Genomic DNA, 21,637 nt, shown 5'->3' with positions numbered 1-21,637 from the left:
CATGTTAACGCCCGCTCACCTGGCGGTCCACCGGAACGGCTCGAGAGTGACCCGAACGCAGGTCAAGCAGCCTTTCAGGCACTCTCACGTTCCGGAAAACGCTAGCCGACGGCCGACCGCAGAGCGGGCAGATAGCCGCTCTGGTGCCCTGCCCTGTTCGGGTGGTACGACTCCTCGACCGGCCAGCTCAGGCTGTTGAGCCACCAGCTCGACGAGCAGATCTCGTGCCCGGTGAACACCCCGCGCACGTCGACGTAGCGGAACCCGGCCGCTCCCGCGCGAGCGGAGATGGTGTTGTGCAGCGCGTCGGAACCGGAGTTGATCGCGGCGCGCTTGGTGTCGCTCAGGCCGACATTGCACGAGCCCGGCACCTTGTAGAGACGCGGGTAACCGAGCACGACCACGCGTGCGGACGGGGACTTCGACTTGATCGTGTTGTAGACGTTGGTGAGCAGGCCGGGAAGCGTGTTGGCGGCGTAGGTCTTGGCCTGGTTCACCCGGTTGACGCAGTCCTGGTCCGAACCGAAGGTGCACGTGGTGATGACATCGGTGAACCCGGCGTCGTTGCCGCCGACCTGCACGGTGACCAGGTTCGTCGCCGCCGTGAGGTTGCCGGCCTGGGTGATGACGTCGCCTGTTCGTGCGCCGGAACAGGCCACGGACTTGAATGTCGCGGGCGCTGTCGCCGCCGCGTAGAGGGCCGGATACGCGAGCGGGCCGCGCTTGCAGCCACCGCTGGCACCGTCGTAACTGCCGGTCCCGAGCCCGGAGGCGTAGGAGTCGCCGAGCGCGACGTAGTTGATCGGGGCCGCGCTGGCAGGGTTGGCGAGCGCGATGACGGCCGCGGCGGCGGTGACCACCGAGGCGAGGAAGTGAGCAGGACGCATCGAAGACTCCCGAAGGGGCCGCAGGGGTGTGATGCAGTGCACGTCAATGGTTACCCACGAGTAAGGCCTGTGTGAAGTATTGGTCAATAGTCAACAATCAGGGCTTGCACCTGCGTGAATTCCACCCATCGGACGACAAAGTGAACGGCTGCTAACCTCCTTCCGTGGTCGAGAAACCCTCACGTCGGGACCAGATCCTCAACGCCGCGGCCGAACTCTTCGCGCGCCACGGCTTCCACGGCGTGGGCATCGACGACATCGGTGCGGCCGTGGGCATCTCCGGCCCGGCCCTCTACCGGCACTTCCGCAGCAAGGACGCGATGCTCGGCGAGATGCTGACGTCGATCTCCGAACGGCTGCTCGACGGCGGCCAGTCGAGGGTGGACGCCGCCTCGGACGCCGAGGAGGCGTTGCGGGAACTGGTCGGCTGGCACGTCGACTTCGCGCTGGACGACCCCGCGCTCATCACCGTGCAGATGCGCAACCTGGCGAACCTCACCGATCCGGACCGCCGGCGCGTGCGTGCCTTACAACGCCGGTACGTCGAGGTCTGGGTGGAGACGATCCGGCGCACGGTGCCGGGCTTCGACGAACCGACCGCGCGGGCTGCCGCGCACGCCGTGTTCGGGCTCATCAACTCGACGCCGCACAGCGCCCACCTCGACCGCGACCAGATGGCCGCGCTGCTCTCCCGCATGGCGCTCGCCTCGCTCACACCCGCCGTGGTGGCGTCCTAAAGCAACCCTCGCTGGTGCGCGGCGGACACGGCCGAAGCCCGGTCCGGCACCTCCAGCTTGGCGTAGACGTGCTGCAGGTGCGTCTTCACCGTCGCCTCGCTGATGTGCAGCGCCGCACCCACCTCGCGGTTCGTCTTCCCTTGTGCGACAAGGGTCAGCACCTCCCGCTCCCGGTTGCTCAGCGGCGCGGCGGACACCGGCGTGCGCACCCGCTGCACCAGCCTCGCGGCGACCGAGGGCGACAACACCGTCTCGTCGCGTGCCGCCGCCCGCACCGCGCGGAACAGCTCCTCCCGGGGTGCGTCCTTGAGCAGGTACCCGGTCGCGCCCGCCTCGATCGTCGACAGCACGTCGGCGTCGGTGTCGTGCGTCGTCAGCACCAGCACCCGCGTCGAGGGCACGCGTGAGCGGATCAGCCGCACCAGTTCGGCCCCGCTCGGCGCGGGCAGCCGCAGGTCGGTGACCGCCACGTCCGGGCGCACGGCCGCGATCACGGTCAGCGCCTCCGTTCCGCTCGCGGCCTCGCCGACGACCTCGAAGTCGTCCTGCGTGCCGAGCATGCCGCGCAGGCCGTCCCGCACCACCGGGTGGTCGTCGACGACCACCACGCGGATCATCGGGCGTCCAGCGTGACGTTGACCGCGGTTCCGTTGCCGTACGCGGATTCCACGGTCACGGTGCCGCCCAGCAACGCCACCCGTTCCTCCATCGCGGTCAGGCCGAAGCCGCGCACCGACGGGTCGAACCCGACGCCGTCGTCGAGAACGTCCAGCACCACGACGTCCTCCATGTAGGACAGTGTGACGTCCACTCTTCCGGCGCGGGCGTGCCGTCCCGCGTTCGCCAGTGCCTCCTGGGTCGCACGGAGCACCGCGACCTCGGTCTCCGCCGACAACGGACGCGCGTCGCCGGTCACCGTGCAGTGCACCGGCACGCCGTGTTCCTCCCGCCACGCCACCACGGCCCGTTCCACCGCCTCGCCGAGCCGGGCGTCGCGCAACGGGCCCGGCCGCAGGGCCTCGATCGACCGGCGCACCTCGACCAGGCTGTCCCTGGCCAGCCGGCGGGCGGTGGTGATGCGGCCGCGCACCGGATCGCCGGCGGACGTCAGCTCCTCGGCGACCTCCAGCTGCGTCACGATGCCGGTGAGGCCCTGGGCGACGGTGTCGTGCATCTCGCGCGCGACCCGCGCCCGTTCCTCCAGCACCTGCAGCCGCGCGTTCTCGGCGGACAGCACGGTGAGCCGCTCGTTCATCTCGCGCCGGCGGATCACCTCGCGTTCCATCACCCGGATGATCCAGCCGATCAGGATGGCCATCGGGGTGGTGACGCCGAGGTTGACCAGCAGGGTCGTACCGAGGTCGGTGCCCTGCGGCACCAGCCACAAGCCACTCACCGCCAGCACACCCGCGTAGGCGACCCAGCCCGGCAGCGCCAGGAACGCGAGGCCGTAGCAAGCCGGCACGAAGATCGCGAACGCGCCGTCGTGCAGCAGCAGCAAGGAGGTCGCGCCGAGCAGGCCGGCGAAGTACAGCAGCATCAGCCCGGTCCTGCGCTCCCACCACTCGGGGTGCGCCATCACGAACCACCAGTGCCACACCGCCAGCGCGGCGACCACGACCAGCGGCACCGGGGCGACCGGCCGGCTCACCAGGTAGACGCCCGTCGCCACGGCCAGCAGGCCGTACGGCGCGAGCGCCCACACCAGGTTCCACCGGCGTTCCTGCTCCACCATGGACTTCACGCCCGTGAGCTTCGCAGCTCCCGCGCCTTTCGGAGCAGGGTCTCCGCAGGTCCGCGCATGTCCCTGTGCCGCAACAGGTCCGCGAGCAGCACCGAGACCAGCCACGTCGCCAGCGCCAGCACCGCGACCTCCGCGGACCCGAGCGTCCCGCCCAGCCCGAGCGTGTAGGGCTTGAGCAGCAGCACGAAGACCACGGACTGGAACAGGTAGCAGCTCAGCGACCGCTCCCCGCACGCCGCGATCGCGCGCACGACCGCGTTCGGCCGCTTGATCCGCGTCGAGAGCAACCCGATCAACGCGGCGTACCCGAGACCGCCGGCGACACCGGTGACCGCGTGCACCGCGGCCAGGAGCCACAGCCCGCCGGGGTGCCAGACGCCCGCGACCGCGAGGCCGCTGGGCAGCCCGCCGAGCACCGCCGCGGTGATGCCCCAGGTCGCGACGTGCCGCAGCAGCCGCCGGTGCCGTTGCGGCTCGGCCAGGACCTCGCGGCGAGCGGCCCAGACGCCGACGAGAGCGGCCGCACCGACCCCGAGCAGCCCGAACGGGGTCATCAGCCATTCGACCGGGTGCAACGCGAGCGCGGCCAGCGGGTCCGCGGTCTCGAACGACCAGAAGAACGACCGCTCACCGTTCGACGGCATCGAGTAGGCCCCGCCCTGGATCACGGCGGTCAGCACGAGCCAGCCGACCGCGAGCACGAGCAGGGTCCTGTCCCGCAGCCTGCTCATCGCGATCACCCCGAACCCGAGCAGGCCGTAGAGCCCGAGCACGTCGCCGGGGAACAGCAGCACGGCGTGCACGAACCCGAAGACGATCAACCAGACGTTGCGCGACCTGGCCCGCTCCGGCGCCATCCGCGCGACGCCGTACGCGAACAGGAAGGCGAACATCGGATAGGCGCGGGAGTCGGCGAACACCACCACCAGGGCACTGACCACCCGGTCTGTCAGGTCCGTCTCGACGATGTGATTACGCACTCCGTACGGGCGGCCGTAGAGGTACACGGCCGAGTTCACCAGCGCGATCAACGCGAGCATGGCGCCTCGAGCGAGATCGGGTGTGAGCAGGCGTTTCATGCTTCGAGCCTGTCGTCGTGACCGGCCGGGCGACATCGTCCGTGTCGTGCACCGCGCACTCCACCGGGGCTGGCCCGGGATCCACCGATCGGCGGATGGCGTGCGCCTGACCTGGCGAACTGGCGATCTGCCGAGACCCTTCCGTAACCTGGCGCGACAATGGGTGCGCGCAAACTCCTCCTCCGACTCCCGGCCTGGTTCCGGTTCACGGTGATCACGCTCGCGGTGTTCGTCTGCGGGGTGATCGCCTCCCGCCCGGCGACCGGTGACAACGGGGTTCCGCCCAGCGCCGACGTGATCGCCGCGGCCAACGCCGTCGATGCGTTCGTGGCGCCGTCCGCGACGCACGACCCGTACCTCAACCTGCCGTCGGACTTCGCGCGCGAGATGGGGCGCGATCCCAAGACCATCACGGCGCCGGACGGGACGCTCCGGGTCGTCGACGCGGGTGGCGGGTGCTCCGGGCCGGCCGGTGACACGGAGTGGGACTTCAGTGCCGCGTGCCGGGCGCACGACCTGGGCTACGACCTGTTGCGCTACGCCGACCACAAGGGCGATCCGCTCGGGCCGCAGGCACGCAAGGCGTTGGACGACAGGCTCGCGACGGACCTGCACGCGCAGTGCCGGTCAAACCCGCGCGGTGCCGAGCAGAGCTGTCACGCGGTGGCCGAGACCTACGCGATGGGGCTGAAGTTCAACTCCTGGCGGCAGCGGTGGGGAGCGCCCGGCCACGAACCCGTGGTGGCGTGGGCGTTCGGCAGTGCTGTCGTAGCGTTCTTGCTGCTGGCGCGGCTGCACGGCCGCCGTCGGGAAAGCACGAACTCGCTGCCCCTGGTGCTCGCCCACGCGGAGCAGGATCGGTACGCGACTTTCCTGCGGCTCTTCAGTCTCGCGCTGCTCGTGCTCGGCGAGACGGTCGCGACGCTCGCGCACCTCAGAGGGTTCGGCACGTCGTGGTTGTGGGCGTTGCAGGCGGTGCCGCTGTTCTTCTTCGCCGGCGGGCACGCGAACCTGCGCAGCTGGCAGGCGCACCAGGGCGGCTTCGGCTGCTGGGTGTCGAGCCGGACGTCGTGGCTGCTGCGGCCCGTGCTGGCGTTCGTGCTGCTGTGGGTGGTGCTGTTCGCGGCGCTGAACCTGATGGACGTCGAGGTCGAGGCGTACAGCCGGCTGATCACGCATCCGTTGTGGTTCCTCGGGGTCTATCTGCTCGCCGTGGCGGCGACGCCGGCGGCCGCGTGGCTGCACGAGCACTTCCGCCGCACCGCGCCGTTCGTGCTGGTGCTGCTGACGCTCGCGGTCGAGATCGCGCGCACGTCGACGGACTGGAAGACCGGCGGATACGTGAACCTGATCGTCGGCGCGTTGCTGATGCAGCAGATCGGCTTCTTCTACGCGGACGGCACGCTGACCGGTCTCTCGCGCAGGCTGCTGGCCGCGCTGGGTGCCGTCACGCTGCCCGCGCTGGTGTTCTTCAGCGACTACCCGCGCTCGATGATGGTGCTCGGGGTGGCGCAGGTGTGCCTGGCGCTGCTGGCCCGCGGGCGGGTCACCTCGTGGCTCGACGGGCGGTGGTGGCACGTCGTGGACTTCGCCCGCCGCGCGCCGATGACGGTGTACCTCGCGTACCTGGCCGGGGTCGGCGCGCTGGTCGGGTTGCTCGGGCTCACGCAGGCGCCGGTCTGGCTGGTGTTCGGGCTGGTGCCGCTCATCCTGCTGTTCCACCGGTTCGAGCGGCGCCTGGTCCGGCTCCAGCTCCTGCCGCACGAGTCGCACCGCACGCGGCTGGCGACGGCCATGGGCGTGTCGTTCGGAACGCTCGGCGTGCTCGGGTTCGTGGTGAGCGGGTTCCTCGGTGACGGCGTGCTGGTGCTGCTGCCCGTGGACCCGTTGCAGAACGTCATCCACCTGCTGCTCGGCTGGTACCTGATCCACACCGCCCGTACCGGCAGCTGCGACACCCGGCTGCCGTGGCTGCTCACGGCGCTGGCGTGCGTACCGCCGATGCTGGCACTGGACCCGGGCCCGCCGGTGGTGGTGCTGCACGCCGTGGCGATCGGCCTTGCAGCGCTCGGAGCCATCCCCAGGTCACGGCCGCGCACACCGGCAGCCACAGCACTCGCTGCCACACCCAGTCCGGATGATCTGGTGGCTGCTGGAGCCCCGGCAACGAGCCCCACGCGCTGAGCGTCAGCGTCACGGTGATCAACGCGCTCTGGTGCGTCAGGAAGATCCCGAGCGCCCGCCTGTTCAGCCACGCCACGGGTTTCGCCGTGCCGAGCCTGGTCAGCAGCGGCGCGATCGTGAGCACCAGGCCGATCTGCGCGAACGCCAGCGCGAGCGTCGCGTAGTTCGGCGGGTTGAGGTTCGAGACGGCCTCGCCGGGGATGCCCACCGCCGACAGCGGATAGCCCCCGAACGTCGTCAGCAGCGCGTACCCGAGCACGCCCAGCACCAGCAGCGGCGGTCCGGGAATCCTCCTGCGCGCCAGGGAGTAACCGAGCTGCCAGGCCGCCCACCACACCGCGTACGGCACGACCAGCACCAGCAGGACCGGGACGAGCACACCCCACGAGTGCTCGTCCAGCCTGCGCACCAACGGTTTCAGCGCGAGCAGCACCAGGTAGACGCCGAAGAACCACAGCGGCGTCGTGACCAGGAACCCGATGTTCCAGGCGGTGCCCTGGTCCACGCCGCGCAACGTCAGTCCGAAGAGGACAGCGGCCCAGCAGCCGAGCATCAGCACCGTGGGCACGGCAAGCTGCTTCAGCCGGACGAGGAACGGCGTCTTCGAGTGCGCGGCCGCATATCCGCCCACGAAGAAGAACAGGCCGAGCGTCTGCAACACCCACGAAACCGGTGTCAGCGAAGAAAAGTGTTTCAACGGACTGTCGATGTACATGCCGGTGGGTGTGTCGACGAGCGCGGTCACCAGCCAGTGGCCGAGCACGACCGTGACGACGGCGATCGCCCGCACGGCGTCGATGAACGGATTCCTCACAGCTTCTCCCCCGAACCCGAAGCGATCCGGACGAGTGCGTTCAACGGCTCGCTGCCCGGCTCGTAGTACGTGTCGTGCTTTCCGCCTTCGAACCGCAGCACGGTCGCCCCGAAGCCGTCCGCTGCCGGATCGGTGCCGTGCCCGAGGTCGAACAACCGCGCGTTGGGCACGAACCTCATCCAGTCCCCACTGGACCGCAACGCCCAGACCCGAGCACCGGTCCCCAGTTCCGCGACCGAGTCCGCCCGCACACCAGGACTTCCGGTGAACACGATGTCCGCCACGTCCAGCTCGTGTGCGGCGAGTCCGACCACCACCGACCCGTAGCTGTGACCGATGACGTGCACACACGCCTGGGTTTGCAGCGACCGCACGAAGTCGACGAGCGCGGCCGCTCCTTGGCGCGCCAAGGAGCCGGTCATCGCGTCCACGCCGAGGCCCTGCGGCGTCCGGTACCCGAGCCAGGCGATCACCGCGAGGTCGTCGCGGTGTGCCTGCTCGTACAGGTTGGACGCCATCCGCCCGACCGTGCGCTCGAACCTGCCGACGTCCACATCGGACCCCGGCACGATGACCACGACGTCACGCGCGGTGCTCAGGTCACCGACGATCGCGACGCGGCGGGCGACGTCGGCACGCCACTGCGCGATCGACGGCGCGACCGACGGGAGGGCGATCAGCAGGAGGAACAGGACGGCTCGGCGCATGAACCGAAACTAGGAAGACCACAGGCCCCGGATCGTCACCCCGGCGTGCCGTTTCCCGTTGCTACCCCGGTATCACGAGCCCGCTCTCGTAGGCCGCGATGACGGCCTGGGCGCGGTCGCGCAGGCCGAGTTTGGTGAGCACGCGGCTCACGTGCGTCTTGACGGTCTGCTCGGCCAGCACCAGGTGCGCGGCGATCTCGGTGTTCGACAGGCCCTGCGCGACCAGCACGAGGATCTCGGTCTCGCGTTCGGTCAGGACCGACAACTGCGCGGGCCGGACGCGCTCGGAGCGCCGTGACCGCACGAAGTCCTCGATCAGGCGCTTGGTGATCGACGGCGCCAGCAGGGCCTCGCCCGCGGCCACCACGCGGACGGCGTTGAGCAGCTCACGGGCGGGCGCGTGCTTGAGCAGGAACCCGCTCGCGCCTGCCTGCAACGCCTCGTAGACGTAGTCGTCGAGGTCGAACGTGGTCAGCACGAGGACCTTCAGGTCGTCCGACCCGCCCAGCAGCAACCGCGTCGCCGTCAGTCCGTCCATTTCGGGCATGCGGATGTCCATCAGCACGACGTCCGGTCTGACCGTACGCGCCAGTGCGACGCCCTGCACGCCGTTGCCCGCGGCGCCGACGACCTCGATGTCGTCCTGCGCGTCGAGCAGTGCGGAGAACCCCTCGCGCACCATCTCCTGGTCGTCGACCACGACCACCCTGATCACTTGTCCCCCAACGGAATTCTCGCCCTGACCAGGAACCCGCCGTCCTCGGTCGACTGCGCGGTCAGCGCGCCACCGTGCACGGCGACGCGTTCCCGCATCCCCACCAGACCCTGCCCGCTGCCGCCGCCCCTGGACGGTCCGCCGGCAGTGTTGGTCACCAGCACCTCCAGCACGCCCTCGTCCTCGTGCACGCGGACGGACGCCTTCGAGCCGGGCGCGTGCCTGGTGGCGTTCGTGAGTGCCTCCTGCACGATCCGGTACGCGGTCAGGCCGACCGCCTCCGGGACGTCGCCCACGTCGACCTCGGCCTCGTCGCCGGGCCGCACCAACTCCGCGATGCGGCTGACGCCCGGCTGCGGTTCCCGTTGAGCGACCTCACCGTTCGTCCGCAGCACGCCCAGCAGCCGTTGCATGTCGGTGATCGCCTCGCGCGCGGCCTCACCGACTTCCGCGAACTCCCGCTGCGCTTCCTCGTTCAGTCCGTTGAGACGGTAGGGCGCGGTCTCGCACCTGACCACCACCAGCGACATGTGATGTGCCACGACGTCGTGCATCTCGCGCGCGATGCGGGCACGTTCTTCCAGCGCGGCCTTCGCGTCGCGCTCGTCCTCAAGTTCGCGTTCGGCTCTGCCGCGCGCACCGAACAGGTAGACCGCCGCGGCGACGATGGGCACGAAGAGGGCCCTGTCCGCGGCCTGTGGTTGGGAGGCGATGATCAGCGCCATGCTGATCACCGTGGCCGTGATCACGATCGCGCGCGAGTAGAACGCCGCGACCGCGACGAACAGCGGTACCGCGGTCCAGTACTGGAAGGCCTCGGCGCCCTCGCCGGCACACAGGAGGCTGACGAAGTAGAAGCCCGGTACCGCCAGCCGCCAGGCGTGCAACGGCGACCAGATCAGCAGCACGTACGGCACGAGCGTCACCAGGAAGATGACGACCCACCAGCCGTCCGAGTCCTCCTGGCGCACGTAGCCGGCGCTCGCGATGATCGCCCACACGGCAGCGTAGATGATCAGCGCGCCGTGCACCGGGACGCGCCACCGCCCGAGCGCCTTGGCGAGCACTCGGGTGCGATCGGGGCCGAGAACGGTTCGGTACAACGCGCGGAACACCAGCCGATGCTAGGTGGATCCGTTGATTCGCACATTGACCTGCGGAGTGACATACCCCGGTAGCACTCTGATCAAGATGGGGCATTGCGAACGCGTGACACCGCGCGGTAGGCAGTACCTGTGACACCACCACAGGATCCAGATCGCTGGTCACGGCTGACGGCCGTGGCCGGTGAGGCGCTGGCTGCCGCCAGTGCCGGGGAAGACGCTGTGGCGGTGGACCTCGTGACCGGGTACCTCAGCGGGTCGCCCGAGGGCAACGAGGAGATCCGTGAGCTCGTGCTGCTGCTGTTCGCCGAGTGCAGCAGCATGGTCAGCTCGCTCGGTTCCGGCGGCGCCACCCCGGTGAAGATGCAGGTCTTCGACGAGGAGGGCAACGAGGTCCAGATCGACGACGCGGACCCGCCCGTCCGCACGGCGATCCGCGCGTTGCTGGCCGAGGTGCACGGCGACCAGGACGCGGCCTCGGAGCAGATCGAGATCGCCCTGGCCAACGGCCAGCCGCAGGAGCTTGCGACAGTCGTTTTACAAGCCCTGCGGTGGACCCTGAAGCTGGCGATCGAGTGCGACACGCGCGACCTGCCCGTCGCGCCGTGGATCACCGCGTCGCTGGACGACCAACCCTGATGTGCAGCAGAGCGTCCACGCCGTCCATGAGGTGCTGGTCGAGCGGGAAGTAGGCCATCGCCAGCATGGGATCGTCGCCGGTGTCGGTGCGCGACGAGCCCTCCGGCTTGTCCTTCGTGATGCCCCAGGTCGTGAACCGGTCCTGCAACCGGCCCTCGAAGGTGGCTTTGCCCGGTTCACCCAGCCCGATCGAGTCGTTGCGGCCGAGCGTGCCGCCGATCACGGTGTACTGGTCACCGAGGATCGGCGCCACGAGCGCGCCCGCGGAGAACCACTCGATCCGTTCGCCGCCCATCTCCATCGAACTGTTGGTGCGCTGCAGGTGAGCGTTGTGCGCGAACACGAACGTCGGCCCGTTCGCGGCCTCGGCGCGCCGGATCTCCAGCAGGTTCCGCGCCATCACGCCGTCCCGCAGCTGACACAGGCGGTTGAGGCGCACACCCAGCGGGCTCGGTTCCGCGCACTCCCGGTGGTACTGGAGCAGGCTCAGCCCGGCCACCAGGTACGTCTCCGCGCGGGCCCAGGCCTCATCGGTGGTCCTGCGCTCGTGCAGCCGCCTGAGCATCCCGGTACCGATCTCACGCAGCCTGATCGCCTCCTCCGACCGCCCCGGCGACTGGGTCAGGTCGAGGACGGCCTCGTCGCGGCTCCACTTCTCGTCGTCGGTCGTCAGGTCCACGTCCTCACCCAGGTAGTCGCGGGCGTGTTCGAGGTAGGGACGCGGGCTGGGCGCGCTGGTCGTCTCGGTCTGGAAGTCGAAGCCGTGGAACGACAGGCGTTCCCGCTCGGGTTTGTCCGCGTTGTACTCGCGCATCCACTGCACGAGCTCGCGGTTGGCGGGCCAGCTCTCCCCGAACGAGTGGGAGAAGCCCTCCTTCATGATCGTGTCGAGGTCGCCAGGGCCGCCGTGGACGTAGTCGTTGACGCTCAGACCCCGGATCCGACATGTCTCCAGGGCGATCGACCGAAAGCCCAGGCCCGCGAGCTGCTCGAACAGCTCGTTGCGGATCCAGGTGTGGGCGTGCTCGAGGTGCGTCGGCTCCCCGAACCCCAGCAGCTCGGTGAAGGGGGTGATGAACTCGCGAATGTCCTGGCTCATGTGGCTCAACCGTAACATTGAAGGCTCCGTTGAGACTTTGATCCGATCCACTACGCCTTTTACCCCTAAAGTCTCAACCGTGCGACCAACCGACCTCGCCCGCGAGCACGGCCTTTCGACCCAGGCGGTGCGCAACTACGAGGAATCCGGCTTCCTCCCACCCGCCGAACGAACGCCGTCCGGCTACCGCGTCTACACCGAGGTCCACGCCACCGCGCTGCGCACGTTCCTCGCGCTGATCCCGGCCTTCGGGCACGCCACCGCCGGCCAGATCATGAACGCGATCCACGCCGGCCAGCTGGACGACGTGCTCACGGCGATCGACCGGGGCCACGAACAACTGCTGCGCGACCGCTCGACCCTCGACTCGGTCAGCCGCGCGGTGCAGGACCTGACCGACTTGGAACCGGTCCTGGAACCACGCACGATCGGCGAACTGGCCCGGCGCCTGGGCGTGACCCCGGCGACGCTGCGCGCGTGGGAGCAGGCCGGCATCCTCGCGCCGTCCCGCGAACCGACCGGCTACCGCCTGTTCCGGGCCGAGGACGTCCGCGACGCCGAACTCGCCCACCTGCTCCGACGCGGCGGCTATCCGTTGGCACGCATCGCTTTGGTGGTAGAACAGATCCGCACGGCAGGCGGCACCGACACCCTCGGCACCGCCCTCGCCGACTGGCGCCGCCGCCTGACCGCACGAGGCTTGGCGATGCTGGCCGCCTCCGCACGTCTCAACGAGTACCTGACCGCACAGGCACTCGCCGCACGGTGGTCCAAATAGGACTCAACCTGGAGCGGCGTGGTCATGGTCACGAACGCAGGGGCCCGGAGCGTCCCTCCAACACCCCGTCCACCAGGTGAGACCGCTTAGGCTGACCGCATGCGCACAGCTCTGGTCGGCTACGGACTAGGTGGGGCGGCCTTCCACGCCCCGTTCATCGAGGCAACGGAAGGCCTGGACCTCTCCGCCGTCGTAACGTCGAACCCGAGGCGCCAAGCCGAGGTAGCGGCCCGCTACCCGAACGCAAGCCTTCTGTCCTCTCTGGACGAAGTCTGGAAAGGCAACTTCGACCTGGTGGTAATCACCACCCCAAACCGCTTCCACGCAACCCACGCCCGCCAGGTCCTGGAACACGGCCTGAACGTGGTGGTGGACAAACCCTTCGCAGGCTCAGCGATGGAAGCAAGAGCCCTGGCCTCAATAGCCTCCTCAAGAGGCCTGATGCTAGTCCCGTTCCACAACCGCCGCTGGGACGGCGACTTCCTGACGGTAAAGCGCCTGCTAACCGAAAACACCCTGGGCACAGTCCACAAGTTCGAGTCCCGCTTCGAACGCTACCGCCCAGAAATCAAGTCCTCCTGGAAGGAATCAGGCGACCCGGCAGACCTGGGCAGCATCCTCTTCGACCTGGGCACGCACCTGGTAGACCAGTCAGTGGCCCTGTTCGGCCGCCCAACCACAGTCCACGCCGAAATCGCCACCGTCCGCCCAGGCGCAAAGGCAGACGACGACGTCTTCCTCTCCCTGACACACGAACACGGCGTCCGCTCCCACCTATGGATGAGCGCCCTGGCAGCAGACCAGGGCCCACGCTTCCGCGTACTGGGCCACGACGCCGCCTACGTGAAGTACGGCATGGACCCCCAGGAAGACCGCCTGAAGGCAGGCGAAACCCCAGCCACCCCAGGCTGGGGCGAAGACCCAGAAGAAGCCTGGGGCACCCTGAACGGCAAGCCCCACCGCACAGAACCAGGCGCATACCAAGACTTCTACGCCAACGTAGCAGCAGGCAACCCCCCAGTATCACCCCAAGACGCAGTAGCAGGCCTAGAGGTAATCGAGGCAGCAAAGCAGTCGGCAACAACAGGCGACGCAGTCCACCTCTGATCGAACGCGAAGCCGAAGGCGAGCCGTCCTTACCAAGCGGGCCAGGCGGTGGGGTCCCATCACGAGTCGCGCCACAGCTCTTGCTGCATGAGAGAAGGGGTGTCAAGCGGACACGCTTTTCGTCCGCTTGACACCCCTTCTCTCATGTGGCCCGCTCTTGGCTCGGCTCGTGATGGGACCCCACCGCCAACGCAACCCTCTAACCAACAGGCAGCCGCCCACAGCAACAGGCGTGCCATCTACCTACGCACGGCGTGGACCCCCTGATCAGATTGCCGGGGGTCTGGGGGCAGCGCCACCAGGGGAAGCACGCAAGGCGACCCGCCAATGCAACAGGGGAACGCATCCCAACCGGTGCGCCCCGCAACCCAAGCCGGAGTCCGCCCTAAAACCGCACCGGAGACAACGGCGGTCCAGCCTCCCCACCCACCGGCTCAGCCTCATGCGCCGACCCGATCACCAGCAGGCACACCCCGGACAGCAAGGCAGCCGCGATCAGGTAAAGGGCGATGGCCCAAACCCCAACCCCCAACAACGACTGCGCAACCAAAGGCGCCAGCCCACCCCCCAACACCGCCCCAAGCTGAAAACTCAACGCCACCCCGCTATACCGAACCCGAGTCCGAAACAGCTCAGCAAAGTAAGCGGCGGAAGGCCCGAACAACGCCGCCGAGCCAACAAACCCAAGCACCATCGCAAACGTGAACCACCCAGAACCCGTCAACCAGAACAGCGGAAACGCGAACGCAGCCTGAAAGATCGCCCCACCGAACATCACCGGCAACCGCCCAACCCGGTCAGACAGCAACGCAAACGCAGGCACCGCGACAACCTGAGCCAAAGACCCCACCACCGTAGCGATCAGCAGATCGTCCGCGGAGATCTTCAAAGCCGTACGCCCATACCCGATCATGAACACGCTCAGCACGTAGATGAAGATCGTGAACCCAAGGTTCACACCGGCCCCCAGCAGCACCACCCGCCACCGGTCACGCAGCACCTCAGCGATCGGCAGCCGCGACTTCTCGGCCGCCACGAACCGCGGCGACTCGGACACGCGCAGCCGGATGTAGAGCCCGATCCCGACCAGCACGATGGAGAACAGGAACGGCAGCCGCCACCCCCAGCTGAGAAAGTCCGGCCCGGAAGCGCGCGACGACACGTACATCGCGAGGTTCGCCAGCACGAGCCCGACCGGCGACCCGATGAACACCCAGCTGCCGTACCAGCCCCAGCGCCCCGGCGGCGCGTGCTCGACGGCCATCAGCGACGCGCCGCCCTGCTCGCCGCCCATGAAGAAGCCCTGCACGATCCGCAACAGCACCAGCAGCACCGGCGCGAGGATGCCTACCTGGGCGTACGTCGGCAGCAGGCCGATCAACGCCGTCGACAGACCGGTCGCGGACAGGGTCACCACGAGCATCGAGCGGCGCCCGATCCGGTCGCCGAGGTGACCGATCACCGCACCGCCCAGCGGCCGGGCGAAGAAGCCCGCGCCGAACGTGGCGAACGCGAGCAGCACGCCGACGCGCGAGTCGAACTGCGGGAAGAAGATCTTGTCGAACACGAGCGCCGACGCCGTCCCGTAGAGCAGGAAGTCGTACAGCTCGATCGTGTTACCGACCGCGGATGCGGCCGCTACTTTGCGTACCCCCGTCATCGTTCCAGCCTGGTCGAGGGATTGACACTGCGCAATGGCCCGGTCACCCTTCGTCCTACGTTCCTACTCTTCAGTAACGAGGTAGCAATGACGCGCCGAGTGACTGTCGTTTCCCTGCTCACGGCCCTGATAGCGGCAATGCTGGCACCGCACGCCAGCGCCGCCCCGCAGTACCGGAACTACGTCTCGCTCGGAGATTCGTTCGTGTCGGGACCGTTCATCCCCCTGCAGCGGCTCGACCCGCTGAGCTGTTTCAAGTCCACCCAGAACTACCCGTCCGTCCTCGCGAAGAGGCTCGGCATCGCCAACTTCACCGACATCTCCTGCGGTGGCGCGCAGACCAAGGACATGGCGGGTGTCCAGAGCGGCATCCCCGGCCAGTCCGTACCGCAGTTCTCCGCCCTCAAGCCCGACACGGACCTCGTCACCGTCTCCATCGGCGGCAACGACATCGGCTTCTCCGACATCATCCTGACCTGCGCCGGCCAGAGCGTGCTCGACCCGCACGGCGCTCCCTGCAAGGCGAACTACGGCGACACGCTCACCCAGCGCGTCAACGCCACCGCCGCCAAGGTGGCCGCCGTGCTCGCCGGCATCAAGCAACGCTCGCCCAAGGCCAAGATCGTCGTCGTCGGCTACCTGCGCATCCTGCCGTCGTCCGGCGGGTGCTGGCCGATCGTGCCGATCTCGAAGGGCGACGTGCCGTACCTCGACAACGTGCAGAAGCAGCTCAACGGAATGCTCGGCGCCCAGGCGAAAGCCGCAGGCGCCACGTTCGTGAACCCGTACGACATCAGCTCCGGTCGCGATACGTGTGCGGCGCCGTGGGACAAGTGGGTCGAGGGCATCATCCCGACGAGCCTCGCGTTTCCGGTTCACCCGAATGCCAAGGGCATGGCAGCGGTGGGTAAGCAGGTAGCCGCCGCTCTCGCCGGGACGGAACTGACCGGCGTCTAGTTGCACGCACTTTCGGCGGTTTACACGATCTGGTGTTACCGCTCGGTTGAATGGAATTCCGGGTCCTTGCCGCGCCAGAGTGTTGGCATGGCAAGGACCCGACTTCTGTTTGCCTGTCTCGCGCTCGCCGCACCGCTCGTCCCCGCGACGGCCCAGGCGGCACCCCTGACAGCGCCTCTCCTTCCCGCATCCGGCCTGGTGCTGTCGGTGCGGCCGGAGATGGGCACACCCAGCACCACGCAGCTGAACTGCGAACCCGCAGGCGGACTGCACAAGAACGCCGAACAGGCGTGCGACCAGCTCATGCCCGTCGAAGGTGACTTCCGCAGACTGGAAGAGACCGGCGCGATGTGCACGATGGAGCTGAACCCGACCAAGGCCACGTTGCGCGGCAAGTGGCGCTCCAAGAAGATCGATTTCCAGCAGGTGTTCTCGAACCCGTGCGTGCTGCGCGCGTACACCGGCAAGGTCTTCGACTTCTAGTGGCGCGACCCGGAACGTCGGCGAGGTAATCCACGCCCAGCAGGGCGCCTCGCGGCGCCGCCCCCACGCCCCCGTACATCCAGTACGAGGACGTGGGGGCGACACCACGATGCACCCGTCTGACCGCGAATTCCCCCGGCGACGTTCCGGGCCACACCACTAGACCGCACGGCCGGTGTCCCGCCGCACCGCCGTCGCGGCGGGGCACCGGCCGTGTTCCTAACCCGGCAGACCCCAGGACGGTGCCGGCGCACCGCTCACGGGACCCACCCCCAGATCAGGCTCATCACCGGCTCGGTGAATCACCGCCTCCTCACCGCGCCGCAGGTCGATACGCAGATCCCCGTTGGGCAGCAACGAGAACCGCTTCGCACGCCCGGCGCGGTCCCTCACGACCGGATCCTTGATGTCCGTGCGCACAACGCAAGGCGCACCGGCCTCACTGCGCAGCTTGATCCACCGCGTGACACCGTTCTCCCGCGAGGCCGACAGCAGGAACGCGCCCTGCGTCCGGAAGTCGCCGAGCGAAATATCCGGCCACGGCACCGCCGGGAACACCCGGATCACGCCACCCCAGCTCTGGCAGAGCATGTCGTACATCGACTGCACGGCGCTCAACGGCGTTTCGATGACCGGCCCGGACTCCTGGTACATCGTGTTCGGCTTGATGTACCGGCGCATCAGCTCGCCGAGGTAGAAGTCGGCCCTGTCGCCGCGCAGCATCTGCGCGCTGATCGACGCCGCACCCGTGAACGTGTAGCCCTGCAACGCGCCTTCGAAGCTGACCCAGTGGTTCAGCGAGGTCTCGATGAGCTGACGACTGGCGGCGTCCTCCCACGTGACCTCGTAGAGCGGATAGATCTGCAACAGGTGCGAGTAGTGCCGGTGCGACTTCGCGAACGGCACCCCGGCGCCGATCATGTACCCGTTGGCGTCCACCGGGTACGGCGTCAGGTGCGCGAGTGTGTCCTGCCACTTCGGGATCAGCGGATCGTTGACGCGCAACGACTTCGCGGCCTCCAGCAACGTCCGGCAGCCCCACCGGAGCAACGCGAGGTCGTAGGTGCAGTCGGGCGCGTTCACGCCGTACTCGGGCGAGAACGTGAACGGCAGGTGCCACTTCCCGTCCGGTCCCCTGGTCAGGAAGTGGAAGTAGTAGTTGACGGCCCTGCGCAGCAACGGGAACAGCACGCCCCGCAGGACACGGTCGTCCATCGTGTGCCGGTAGGTGAGCCAGACGTTGTGCAGCGTCCAGGTCAGGTTGCCGACCTCGGGCGTCGGCACGTCCCTGCCGGGAACGCCCACGCCGTAACCGGAGTCGCCGATGCCCGCGCCGTTGTTCAGCACGGTGTCGGTGGTGCGCGGCATGCCCGCCGAGTCGTGCCGGTACTCGGCGGGCACCTGCTCGACCAGGGCGTCGCGGTACCTGTCGACGGAGTAGGTGACGGCGTCGAAGTCGACGTGGTTGGAGCCGTGGATCAGCCAGTACTCCAGCTGCACGTTGAGGTTCCACCACGTGTTCGGCCACGGTGTGTTCTCGAGCCACGGCCCGCAGGTCGCGATCGCGGGTGCCTCTTTCCTTGCTGCCGAAGCGAACTTGTAGAGCTGGATCCAGTAGAACGCCTCCAGCCGTTTGTCCGGAATGGACAGGAAGCTCCTGCGGTAGAAGTCGTGCCACCACAACCGGTGGTCCACGGCAAGCGCGTCGATCGAGCCGCAGCGGACGTTGGTGATCGCCTTGCGCACAGCCGTTTTCGCCGGATGTGACCACGCGACGCTCGTGAACAGCGTGCGCCGCGTGCCACGGGTGACCTCACGCCACGCCGTCACGTGCTCGCCGCCGGAGTTGAGCGGCTGCACGGCGAGTTGCACGTCGCCGGCGCTGGTCCGCTGCACGGGCGGGTTGTCGGTGAACCCGGCCGGCGGCGGGCGTTTCCACTTCGGGTCGGTGCGCGGGCTGATCGCCTTCAGCGGGTGGAAGACCCACCGGAACGCCCGCTCGCCCTCGCTGGCCTGGACGTCGATCGCGTAGAGGTCGCGGCGGGTGTGGATGAACGCCCGCACCCGGAGGCTGCCGGCGGCCGTGGTGATCGTGCCGGTCAGCTCGGCGTTCCACAGGTCTAGCCGCAGGTCGACGCCGGTGATCGCGCCGACGGGTTCGAGCGTGAAGTAGCCGATGGGCAGCCGCGCGAGGCCGAACAGCGCCCCGAACTCCGGCCGGTGGTCCTGCACCTGGGAGTGCTGGACGTTGAACCGGACGGCGTTGGCGCCCGGCTCGGCGTAGATGCCGGAGCCGAGGTAGCCGTTGCCGAGGAACGGGCCCTCGAACCAGGTCGCGGGCATTTTCTTCCAGATCAGATCGGATGACCCGATGAAGTCCTTCCAGCTGAACCCGTCACCGGCGGACGCACTCCCTGAGAGCAGCGCACCACCCGCTACCCCAGCTAGAGCGCCTCCGAGTACCGTGCGCCGGTTGATTTCGACCACTGCCGAGCACCTCACTTCACTGTGCGGTCAGATCAACGCTGGCGGCGATTCATCCGATCTTTCGCGACCTCCCAGCCTGAGTCAAGTGGCACGCATAGGCTGCCGATCATGGGGGATTTCCTCGTCTACACGATCGGCTTCCCGATCACGTTCCTGCTGCTGGTCATGGGCATGGCCCTGGCCGCGCGGCGAATTCTCGGGCTGCGCATCGGCCTCATCCGCACCGCGCTGATGTGCGGGCTCGCGATGTCGATCGCGACGAGCATGTTCGGCGAGACGGCCACGGAGCCGTCCGCCGCGCTGGTCACCGTGCAGCTCGGGCTGTCGATCCTGGTGGTCATCGGGCTGCTGGCGTTCGCCGAGATCATCGTGCCGACCGGCTCGATCCCGCCGCCCACCGAGTGGTGGGGCATGGCGCGGCGCCGGATCGCGCGGACCCGGCGGTACTCGCGGATCACCGCGATCGCGTTCCGGCACGGCCTGGGGCCCTACCTGCGCGGCCGAGAGCGGACGTCCACGGGGCTCTCGCGGTCGCTGCGGCTCGCGTTGCAGGACGCCGGCGTGACGTTCGTGAAGCTCGGGCAGGTGCTGTCCACACGCGCCGACCTGCTGCCCCAGGACTTCGTCGACGAACTGAGCCTGCTCCAGGACAAGGTGCCGGCGGCGAAGTGGGACCAGGTCCGGGCGGTGCTCGACGCCGAGGTCGGGCTCGACGCGTTCCGGGAGGTCGATCCCGAGCCCCTGGCGGCGGCCTCGATCGCCCAGGTGCACCGAGCCGTGCTGAAGTCCGGTGCCGAGGTCGTCGTGAAGGTGCAACGCCCGGAGGTCCGGGCGACCGCGGAGGGCGATCTGGACATCGTCACCCGGCTCGCCGAGAAGCTGCAGCGCACACGGTGGGGCTCGGCGCTGGGCGTCCGCGACCTCGCGGCGGGGTTCGCCGCGGCGTTGCGCGAGGAGCTCGACTTCAAGATCGAGGCCCGCAACATAATGACGGTGGCGGCGGCGTCGGACTCGTCCGTCGGGCTGCCCCACGTCCACCTGTCGACGTCTCGCGTCCTGGTCATGGACCGGCTCCACGGAGTGCCGTTGCGCGGCGCCTCGGAGGACGTGGGGCTCGCGCGCACCCTGCTGCGGTTCGTGCTGCGCCAGGTGATGCTGGACGGCGTCTTCCACGCCGACCCGCATCCCGGCAACGTGCTGCTGCTCGCCGACGGACGCCTCGGCCTGCTCGACTTCGGCTCGGTCGGGCGGATCGACTCCGCGCTGCGCTCGGCGTTGCAACGGCTGCTGCTGGCGATCGACCGCAGTGACCCGGCGGGGCTCACCGACGCGCTGCTGGAGCTGACCTCACGGCCCGAGGACATCGACGAGCAACGGCTGGAGCGCGCTCTCGGCCAGTTCATGGCCCGCCACCTCGGCGCGGGCATGCGACCGGACGTGGAGATGTTCGGCGACCTGTTCCTGATCGTGTCGCGGTTCGGCCTGAGCATCCCGCCGGAGATCGCGGCGGTGTTCCGGGCTCTGGCGACGCTGGAGGGCACGCTGGCGGTGCTCGCGCCCGGCTTCAACATCGTCGTGGAGTCGCGGTCGTTCGCCGCCGAGCAGATCTCCGAACGGCTCACACCGGAGTCGGTGCAGCGGACCATGGCCGAGGAACTGCAGGCCGTGCTGCCGATGCTGCGCCGGTTGCCGCGCCGGATCGACCGGATCACCGGGGCGATGGAGCAGGGCCGCCTGAGCATGTCGATGAGGCTGTTCGCGGACGAGCGCGACAGGTCGTTCATCACGAGCCTGCTGCACCAGGTGATGCTGACCGCGCTGGGCGCGACCGCGGGCGTGATGGCGGTGTTGCTGCTCGGCTCGGCCGGAGGGCCTCAGATCGCGGCCGACGTCGGGCTGCACCAGGTGCTCGGCTACAACCTGTTGATCATCGCCGTGCTGCTGGGCCTGCGCGTCGTGGTCACGGTGCTCAGACCACGTTCCTAGAACTGCCTGCGGTAGACGGAGACGTCGTCACGCCACACACCGAACACGTCGGGCGCGGACTGGACGACCGTCATCTCGTTGAGGTGACCGAGCACCCTCCAGGCGCGCGCAACCGCTTGCGCACCCGCGTAGGCGATCGTGCAGAAACGGCGCGGCTCGATGACCGTACGCACGCGGTCGACGTGGCCGACGCTCATCGGCGTGTCCTGCCATAGGTCCAATGTGTACCCGGTGCGGATGGGATCACCGGACCCCAGCACGCCCTCGATGCTGACGACCAACCGGTCACGTTCGAGCCTCAGGTCGTAGTGACCACTTCGTGGCGGCGTGCCACCGGTGTACGCGGAGCGTGCCGGGTCGAGCACCCAGTGCCCGAGAAAAGGCACGAGATCGTCACTCATGTGTGTCCCTTCGCGGAACCTGCGCCACTGGCGGATTGTCCGGCGCATCGGCGTGGGCGACCATCACCCG

The 21,637-nt window shown here is 68.7% G+C and carries 19 protein-coding genes and 1 pseudogene; 8 read left to right on the top strand and 12 right to left on the bottom strand.

From position 1 onward, the window contains the following. Positions 1–101: 101 nt before the first annotated feature. Positions 102–887, bottom strand: a complete 786-nt coding sequence (locus BLR21_RS09800; protein ID WP_090005478.1) for an SGNH/GDSL hydrolase family protein — start codon at positions 885–887, stop codon at positions 102–104. 164 nt (positions 888–1,051) lie between these two features. On the opposite strand from BLR21_RS09800, the gene BLR21_RS09795 reads away from it, so the two are divergent. Further along, positions 1,052–1,624 (top strand): SACE_7040 family transcriptional regulator, encoded by a 573-nt coding sequence (locus BLR21_RS09795; RefSeq protein WP_090005477.1) that lies wholly within the window; start codon positions 1,052–1,054, stop codon positions 1,622–1,624. Here the strand turns inward: BLR21_RS09795 and BLR21_RS09790 are convergent. The 3 genes from BLR21_RS09790 to BLR21_RS09780 are packed head-to-tail and all read right to left on the bottom strand — an operon-like array spanning position 1,621 to position 4,447. Next, positions 1,621–2,241, bottom strand: coding sequence for a response regulator (locus BLR21_RS09790; RefSeq protein WP_090005476.1), 621 nt, complete (start codon positions 2,239–2,241; stop codon positions 1,621–1,623). The genes BLR21_RS09795 and BLR21_RS09790 overlap by 4 nt on opposite strands. Beyond that, positions 2,238–3,359: a sensor histidine kinase gene (locus BLR21_RS09785; RefSeq protein ID WP_256334606.1), complete on the bottom strand. Its 1,122-nt coding sequence runs from the start codon at positions 3,357–3,359 to the stop codon at positions 2,238–2,240. The genes BLR21_RS09790 and BLR21_RS09785 overlap by 4 nt, the downstream gene beginning before the upstream one ends. Before the next feature lie 5 nt (positions 3,360–3,364). Continuing rightward, the gene (locus BLR21_RS09780) at positions 3,365–4,447 is read right to left on the bottom strand and encodes a DUF418 domain-containing protein (RefSeq protein ID WP_256334588.1); all 1,083 of its coding nucleotides are present in this window, start codon (positions 4,445–4,447) and stop codon (positions 3,365–3,367) included. A 159-nt stretch (positions 4,448–4,606) separates the two neighbouring features. Here BLR21_RS09780 and BLR21_RS44525 point away from each other — a divergent pair. Further along, positions 4,607–5,074, top strand: a pseudogene (locus tag BLR21_RS44525) (hypothetical protein); the annotation flags it as partial. Positions 5,075–6,422: 1,348 nt separating this feature from the next. On the opposite strand, the gene BLR21_RS43645 reads toward BLR21_RS44525, so the two are convergent. The 4 genes from BLR21_RS43645 to BLR21_RS09755 form a co-directional block, all read right to left on the bottom strand. Next, on the bottom strand, positions 6,423–7,445 hold the full coding sequence (locus BLR21_RS43645) for an acyltransferase family protein (protein WP_256334587.1): 1,023 nt from the start codon (positions 7,443–7,445) through the stop codon (positions 6,423–6,425). Beyond that, positions 7,442–8,152, bottom strand: coding sequence for an alpha/beta hydrolase (locus tag BLR21_RS09765; protein WP_090005471.1), 711 nt, complete (start codon positions 8,150–8,152; stop codon positions 7,442–7,444). The genes BLR21_RS43645 and BLR21_RS09765 overlap by 4 nt, the downstream gene beginning before the upstream one ends. 61 nt (positions 8,153–8,213) lie before the next feature. Beyond that, positions 8,214–8,867 carry a response regulator transcription factor gene (locus BLR21_RS09760; protein WP_090005470.1) on the bottom strand — a complete coding sequence of 218 codons (654 nt, stop codon included), beginning with the start codon at positions 8,865–8,867 and terminating at the stop codon, positions 8,214–8,216. Further along, the gene (locus BLR21_RS09755) at positions 8,864–9,982 is read right to left on the bottom strand and encodes a sensor histidine kinase (protein ID WP_090005469.1); all 1,119 of its coding nucleotides are present in this window, start codon (positions 9,980–9,982) and stop codon (positions 8,864–8,866) included. Before BLR21_RS09755 ends, BLR21_RS09760 begins: the two co-directional genes overlap by 4 nt. 120 nt (positions 9,983–10,102) lie before the next feature. Between BLR21_RS09755 and BLR21_RS09750 the strand changes: the two genes are divergently transcribed. Next, positions 10,103–10,609: a hypothetical protein gene (locus BLR21_RS09750; protein ID WP_090005468.1), complete on the top strand. Its 507-nt coding sequence runs from the start codon at positions 10,103–10,105 to the stop codon at positions 10,607–10,609. Here the strand turns inward: BLR21_RS09750 and BLR21_RS09745 are convergent. Beyond that, complete coding sequence (locus tag BLR21_RS09745) at positions 10,581–11,708, bottom strand: erythromycin esterase family protein (protein ID WP_090005467.1); 1,128 nt, start codon at positions 11,706–11,708, stop codon at positions 10,581–10,583. The genes BLR21_RS09750 and BLR21_RS09745 overlap by 29 nt on opposite strands. A 79-nt stretch (positions 11,709–11,787) precedes the next feature. Here BLR21_RS09745 and BLR21_RS09740 point away from each other — a divergent pair, with 79 nt between their 5' ends. Together BLR21_RS09740 and BLR21_RS09735 are read left to right on the top strand one after the other, a co-directional pair. Further along, positions 11,788–12,486, top strand: a complete 699-nt coding sequence (locus BLR21_RS09740) for a TioE family transcriptional regulator (protein WP_256334586.1) — start codon at positions 11,788–11,790, stop codon at positions 12,484–12,486. Between the two features lie 99 nt (positions 12,487–12,585). Further along, entirely contained in the window at positions 12,586–13,593 is a 1,008-nt protein-coding gene (locus tag BLR21_RS09735; RefSeq protein WP_090005466.1) for a Gfo/Idh/MocA family protein, read from the top strand. Positions 13,594–13,978: 385 nt separating this feature from the next. Here the strand turns inward: BLR21_RS09735 and BLR21_RS09730 are convergent, their stop codons facing one another. Next, entirely contained in the window at positions 13,979–15,253 is a 1,275-nt protein-coding gene (locus BLR21_RS09730; RefSeq protein ID WP_090005465.1) for an MFS transporter, read from the bottom strand. Between the two features lie 87 nt (positions 15,254–15,340). Here BLR21_RS09730 and BLR21_RS09725 point away from each other — a divergent pair, with 87 nt between their 5' ends. Together BLR21_RS09725 and BLR21_RS09720 are read left to right on the top strand one after the other, a co-directional pair. Next, positions 15,341–16,210 carry an SGNH/GDSL hydrolase family protein gene (locus BLR21_RS09725; protein WP_090005464.1) on the top strand — a complete coding sequence of 290 codons (870 nt, stop codon included), beginning with the start codon at positions 15,341–15,343 and terminating at the stop codon, positions 16,208–16,210. An 87-nt stretch (positions 16,211–16,297) separates the two neighbouring features. Beyond that, a complete protein-coding gene (locus BLR21_RS09720) occupies positions 16,298–16,693 on the top strand; it encodes an SSI family serine proteinase inhibitor (protein ID WP_090005463.1) in 396 nt (131 codons plus the stop codon). 219 nt (positions 16,694–16,912) lie between these two features. Here the strand turns inward: BLR21_RS09720 and BLR21_RS09715 are convergent, their stop codons facing one another. Next, a complete protein-coding gene (locus tag BLR21_RS09715) occupies positions 16,913–19,036 on the bottom strand; it encodes a glycosyl hydrolase family 95 catalytic domain-containing protein (RefSeq protein WP_256334585.1) in 2,124 nt (707 codons plus the stop codon). A gap of 252 nt (positions 19,037–19,288) precedes the next feature. Here BLR21_RS09715 and BLR21_RS09710 point away from each other — a divergent pair, with 252 nt between their 5' ends. After that, the gene (locus BLR21_RS09710; RefSeq protein ID WP_090005461.1) at positions 19,289–21,166 is read left to right on the top strand and encodes an ABC1 kinase family protein; all 1,878 of its coding nucleotides are present in this window, start codon (positions 19,289–19,291) and stop codon (positions 21,164–21,166) included. Here BLR21_RS09710 and BLR21_RS09705 read toward each other — a convergent pair. Next, positions 21,163–21,567: a hypothetical protein gene (locus BLR21_RS09705; RefSeq protein WP_090005460.1), complete on the bottom strand. Its 405-nt coding sequence runs from the start codon at positions 21,565–21,567 to the stop codon at positions 21,163–21,165. The genes BLR21_RS09710 and BLR21_RS09705 overlap by 4 nt on opposite strands. Between the last annotated feature and the right edge of the window lie 70 nt (positions 21,568–21,637).

The sequence above is a fragment of the Lentzea albidocapillata subsp. violacea genome (assembly GCF_900100275.1).
Classification (GTDB): Bacteria; Actinomycetota; Actinomycetes; order Mycobacteriales; family Pseudonocardiaceae; genus Lentzea; species Lentzea violacea.
The sequence above is the reverse complement of the archived record's forward strand: the minus strand, read 5'-3'. Positions and strand labels throughout refer to the sequence as shown.

Coding starts and splice junctions, on each gene's coding strand:
- BLR21_RS09710 (WP_090005461.1), top strand. CDS start 19,289: ATGGGGGATTTCCTCGTCTACACGATCGGCTTCCCGATCACGTTCCTG.
- BLR21_RS09785 (WP_256334606.1), bottom strand. CDS start 3,359: ATGGTGGAGCAGGAACGCCGGTGGAACCTGGTGTGGGCGCTCGCGCCG.
- BLR21_RS09705 (WP_090005460.1), bottom strand. CDS start 21,567: ATGAGTGACGATCTCGTGCCTTTTCTCGGGCACTGGGTGCTCGACCCG.
- BLR21_RS09790 (WP_090005476.1), bottom strand. CDS start 2,241: ATGATCCGCGTGGTGGTCGTCGACGACCACCCGGTGGTGCGGGACGGC.
- BLR21_RS09735 (WP_090005466.1), top strand. CDS start 12,586: ATGCGCACAGCTCTGGTCGGCTACGGACTAGGTGGGGCGGCCTTCCAC.
- BLR21_RS09765 (WP_090005471.1), bottom strand. CDS start 8,152: ATGCGCCGAGCCGTCCTGTTCCTCCTGCTGATCGCCCTCCCGTCGGTC.
- BLR21_RS09745 (WP_090005467.1), bottom strand. CDS start 11,708: ATGAGCCAGGACATTCGCGAGTTCATCACCCCCTTCACCGAGCTGCTG.
- BLR21_RS09715 (WP_256334585.1), bottom strand. CDS start 19,036: ATGCCCGCGACCTGGTTCGAGGGCCCGTTCCTCGGCAACGGCTACCTC.
- BLR21_RS09780 (WP_256334588.1), bottom strand. CDS start 4,447: ATGAAACGCCTGCTCACACCCGATCTCGCTCGAGGCGCCATGCTCGCG.
- BLR21_RS09720 (WP_090005463.1), top strand. CDS start 16,298: ATGGCAAGGACCCGACTTCTGTTTGCCTGTCTCGCGCTCGCCGCACCG.
- BLR21_RS09730 (WP_090005465.1), bottom strand. CDS start 15,253: ATGACGGGGGTACGCAAAGTAGCGGCCGCATCCGCGGTCGGTAACACG.
- BLR21_RS09725 (WP_090005464.1), top strand. CDS start 15,341: ATGACGCGCCGAGTGACTGTCGTTTCCCTGCTCACGGCCCTGATAGCG.
- BLR21_RS09800 (WP_090005478.1), bottom strand. CDS start 887: ATGCGTCCTGCTCACTTCCTCGCCTCGGTGGTCACCGCCGCCGCGGCC.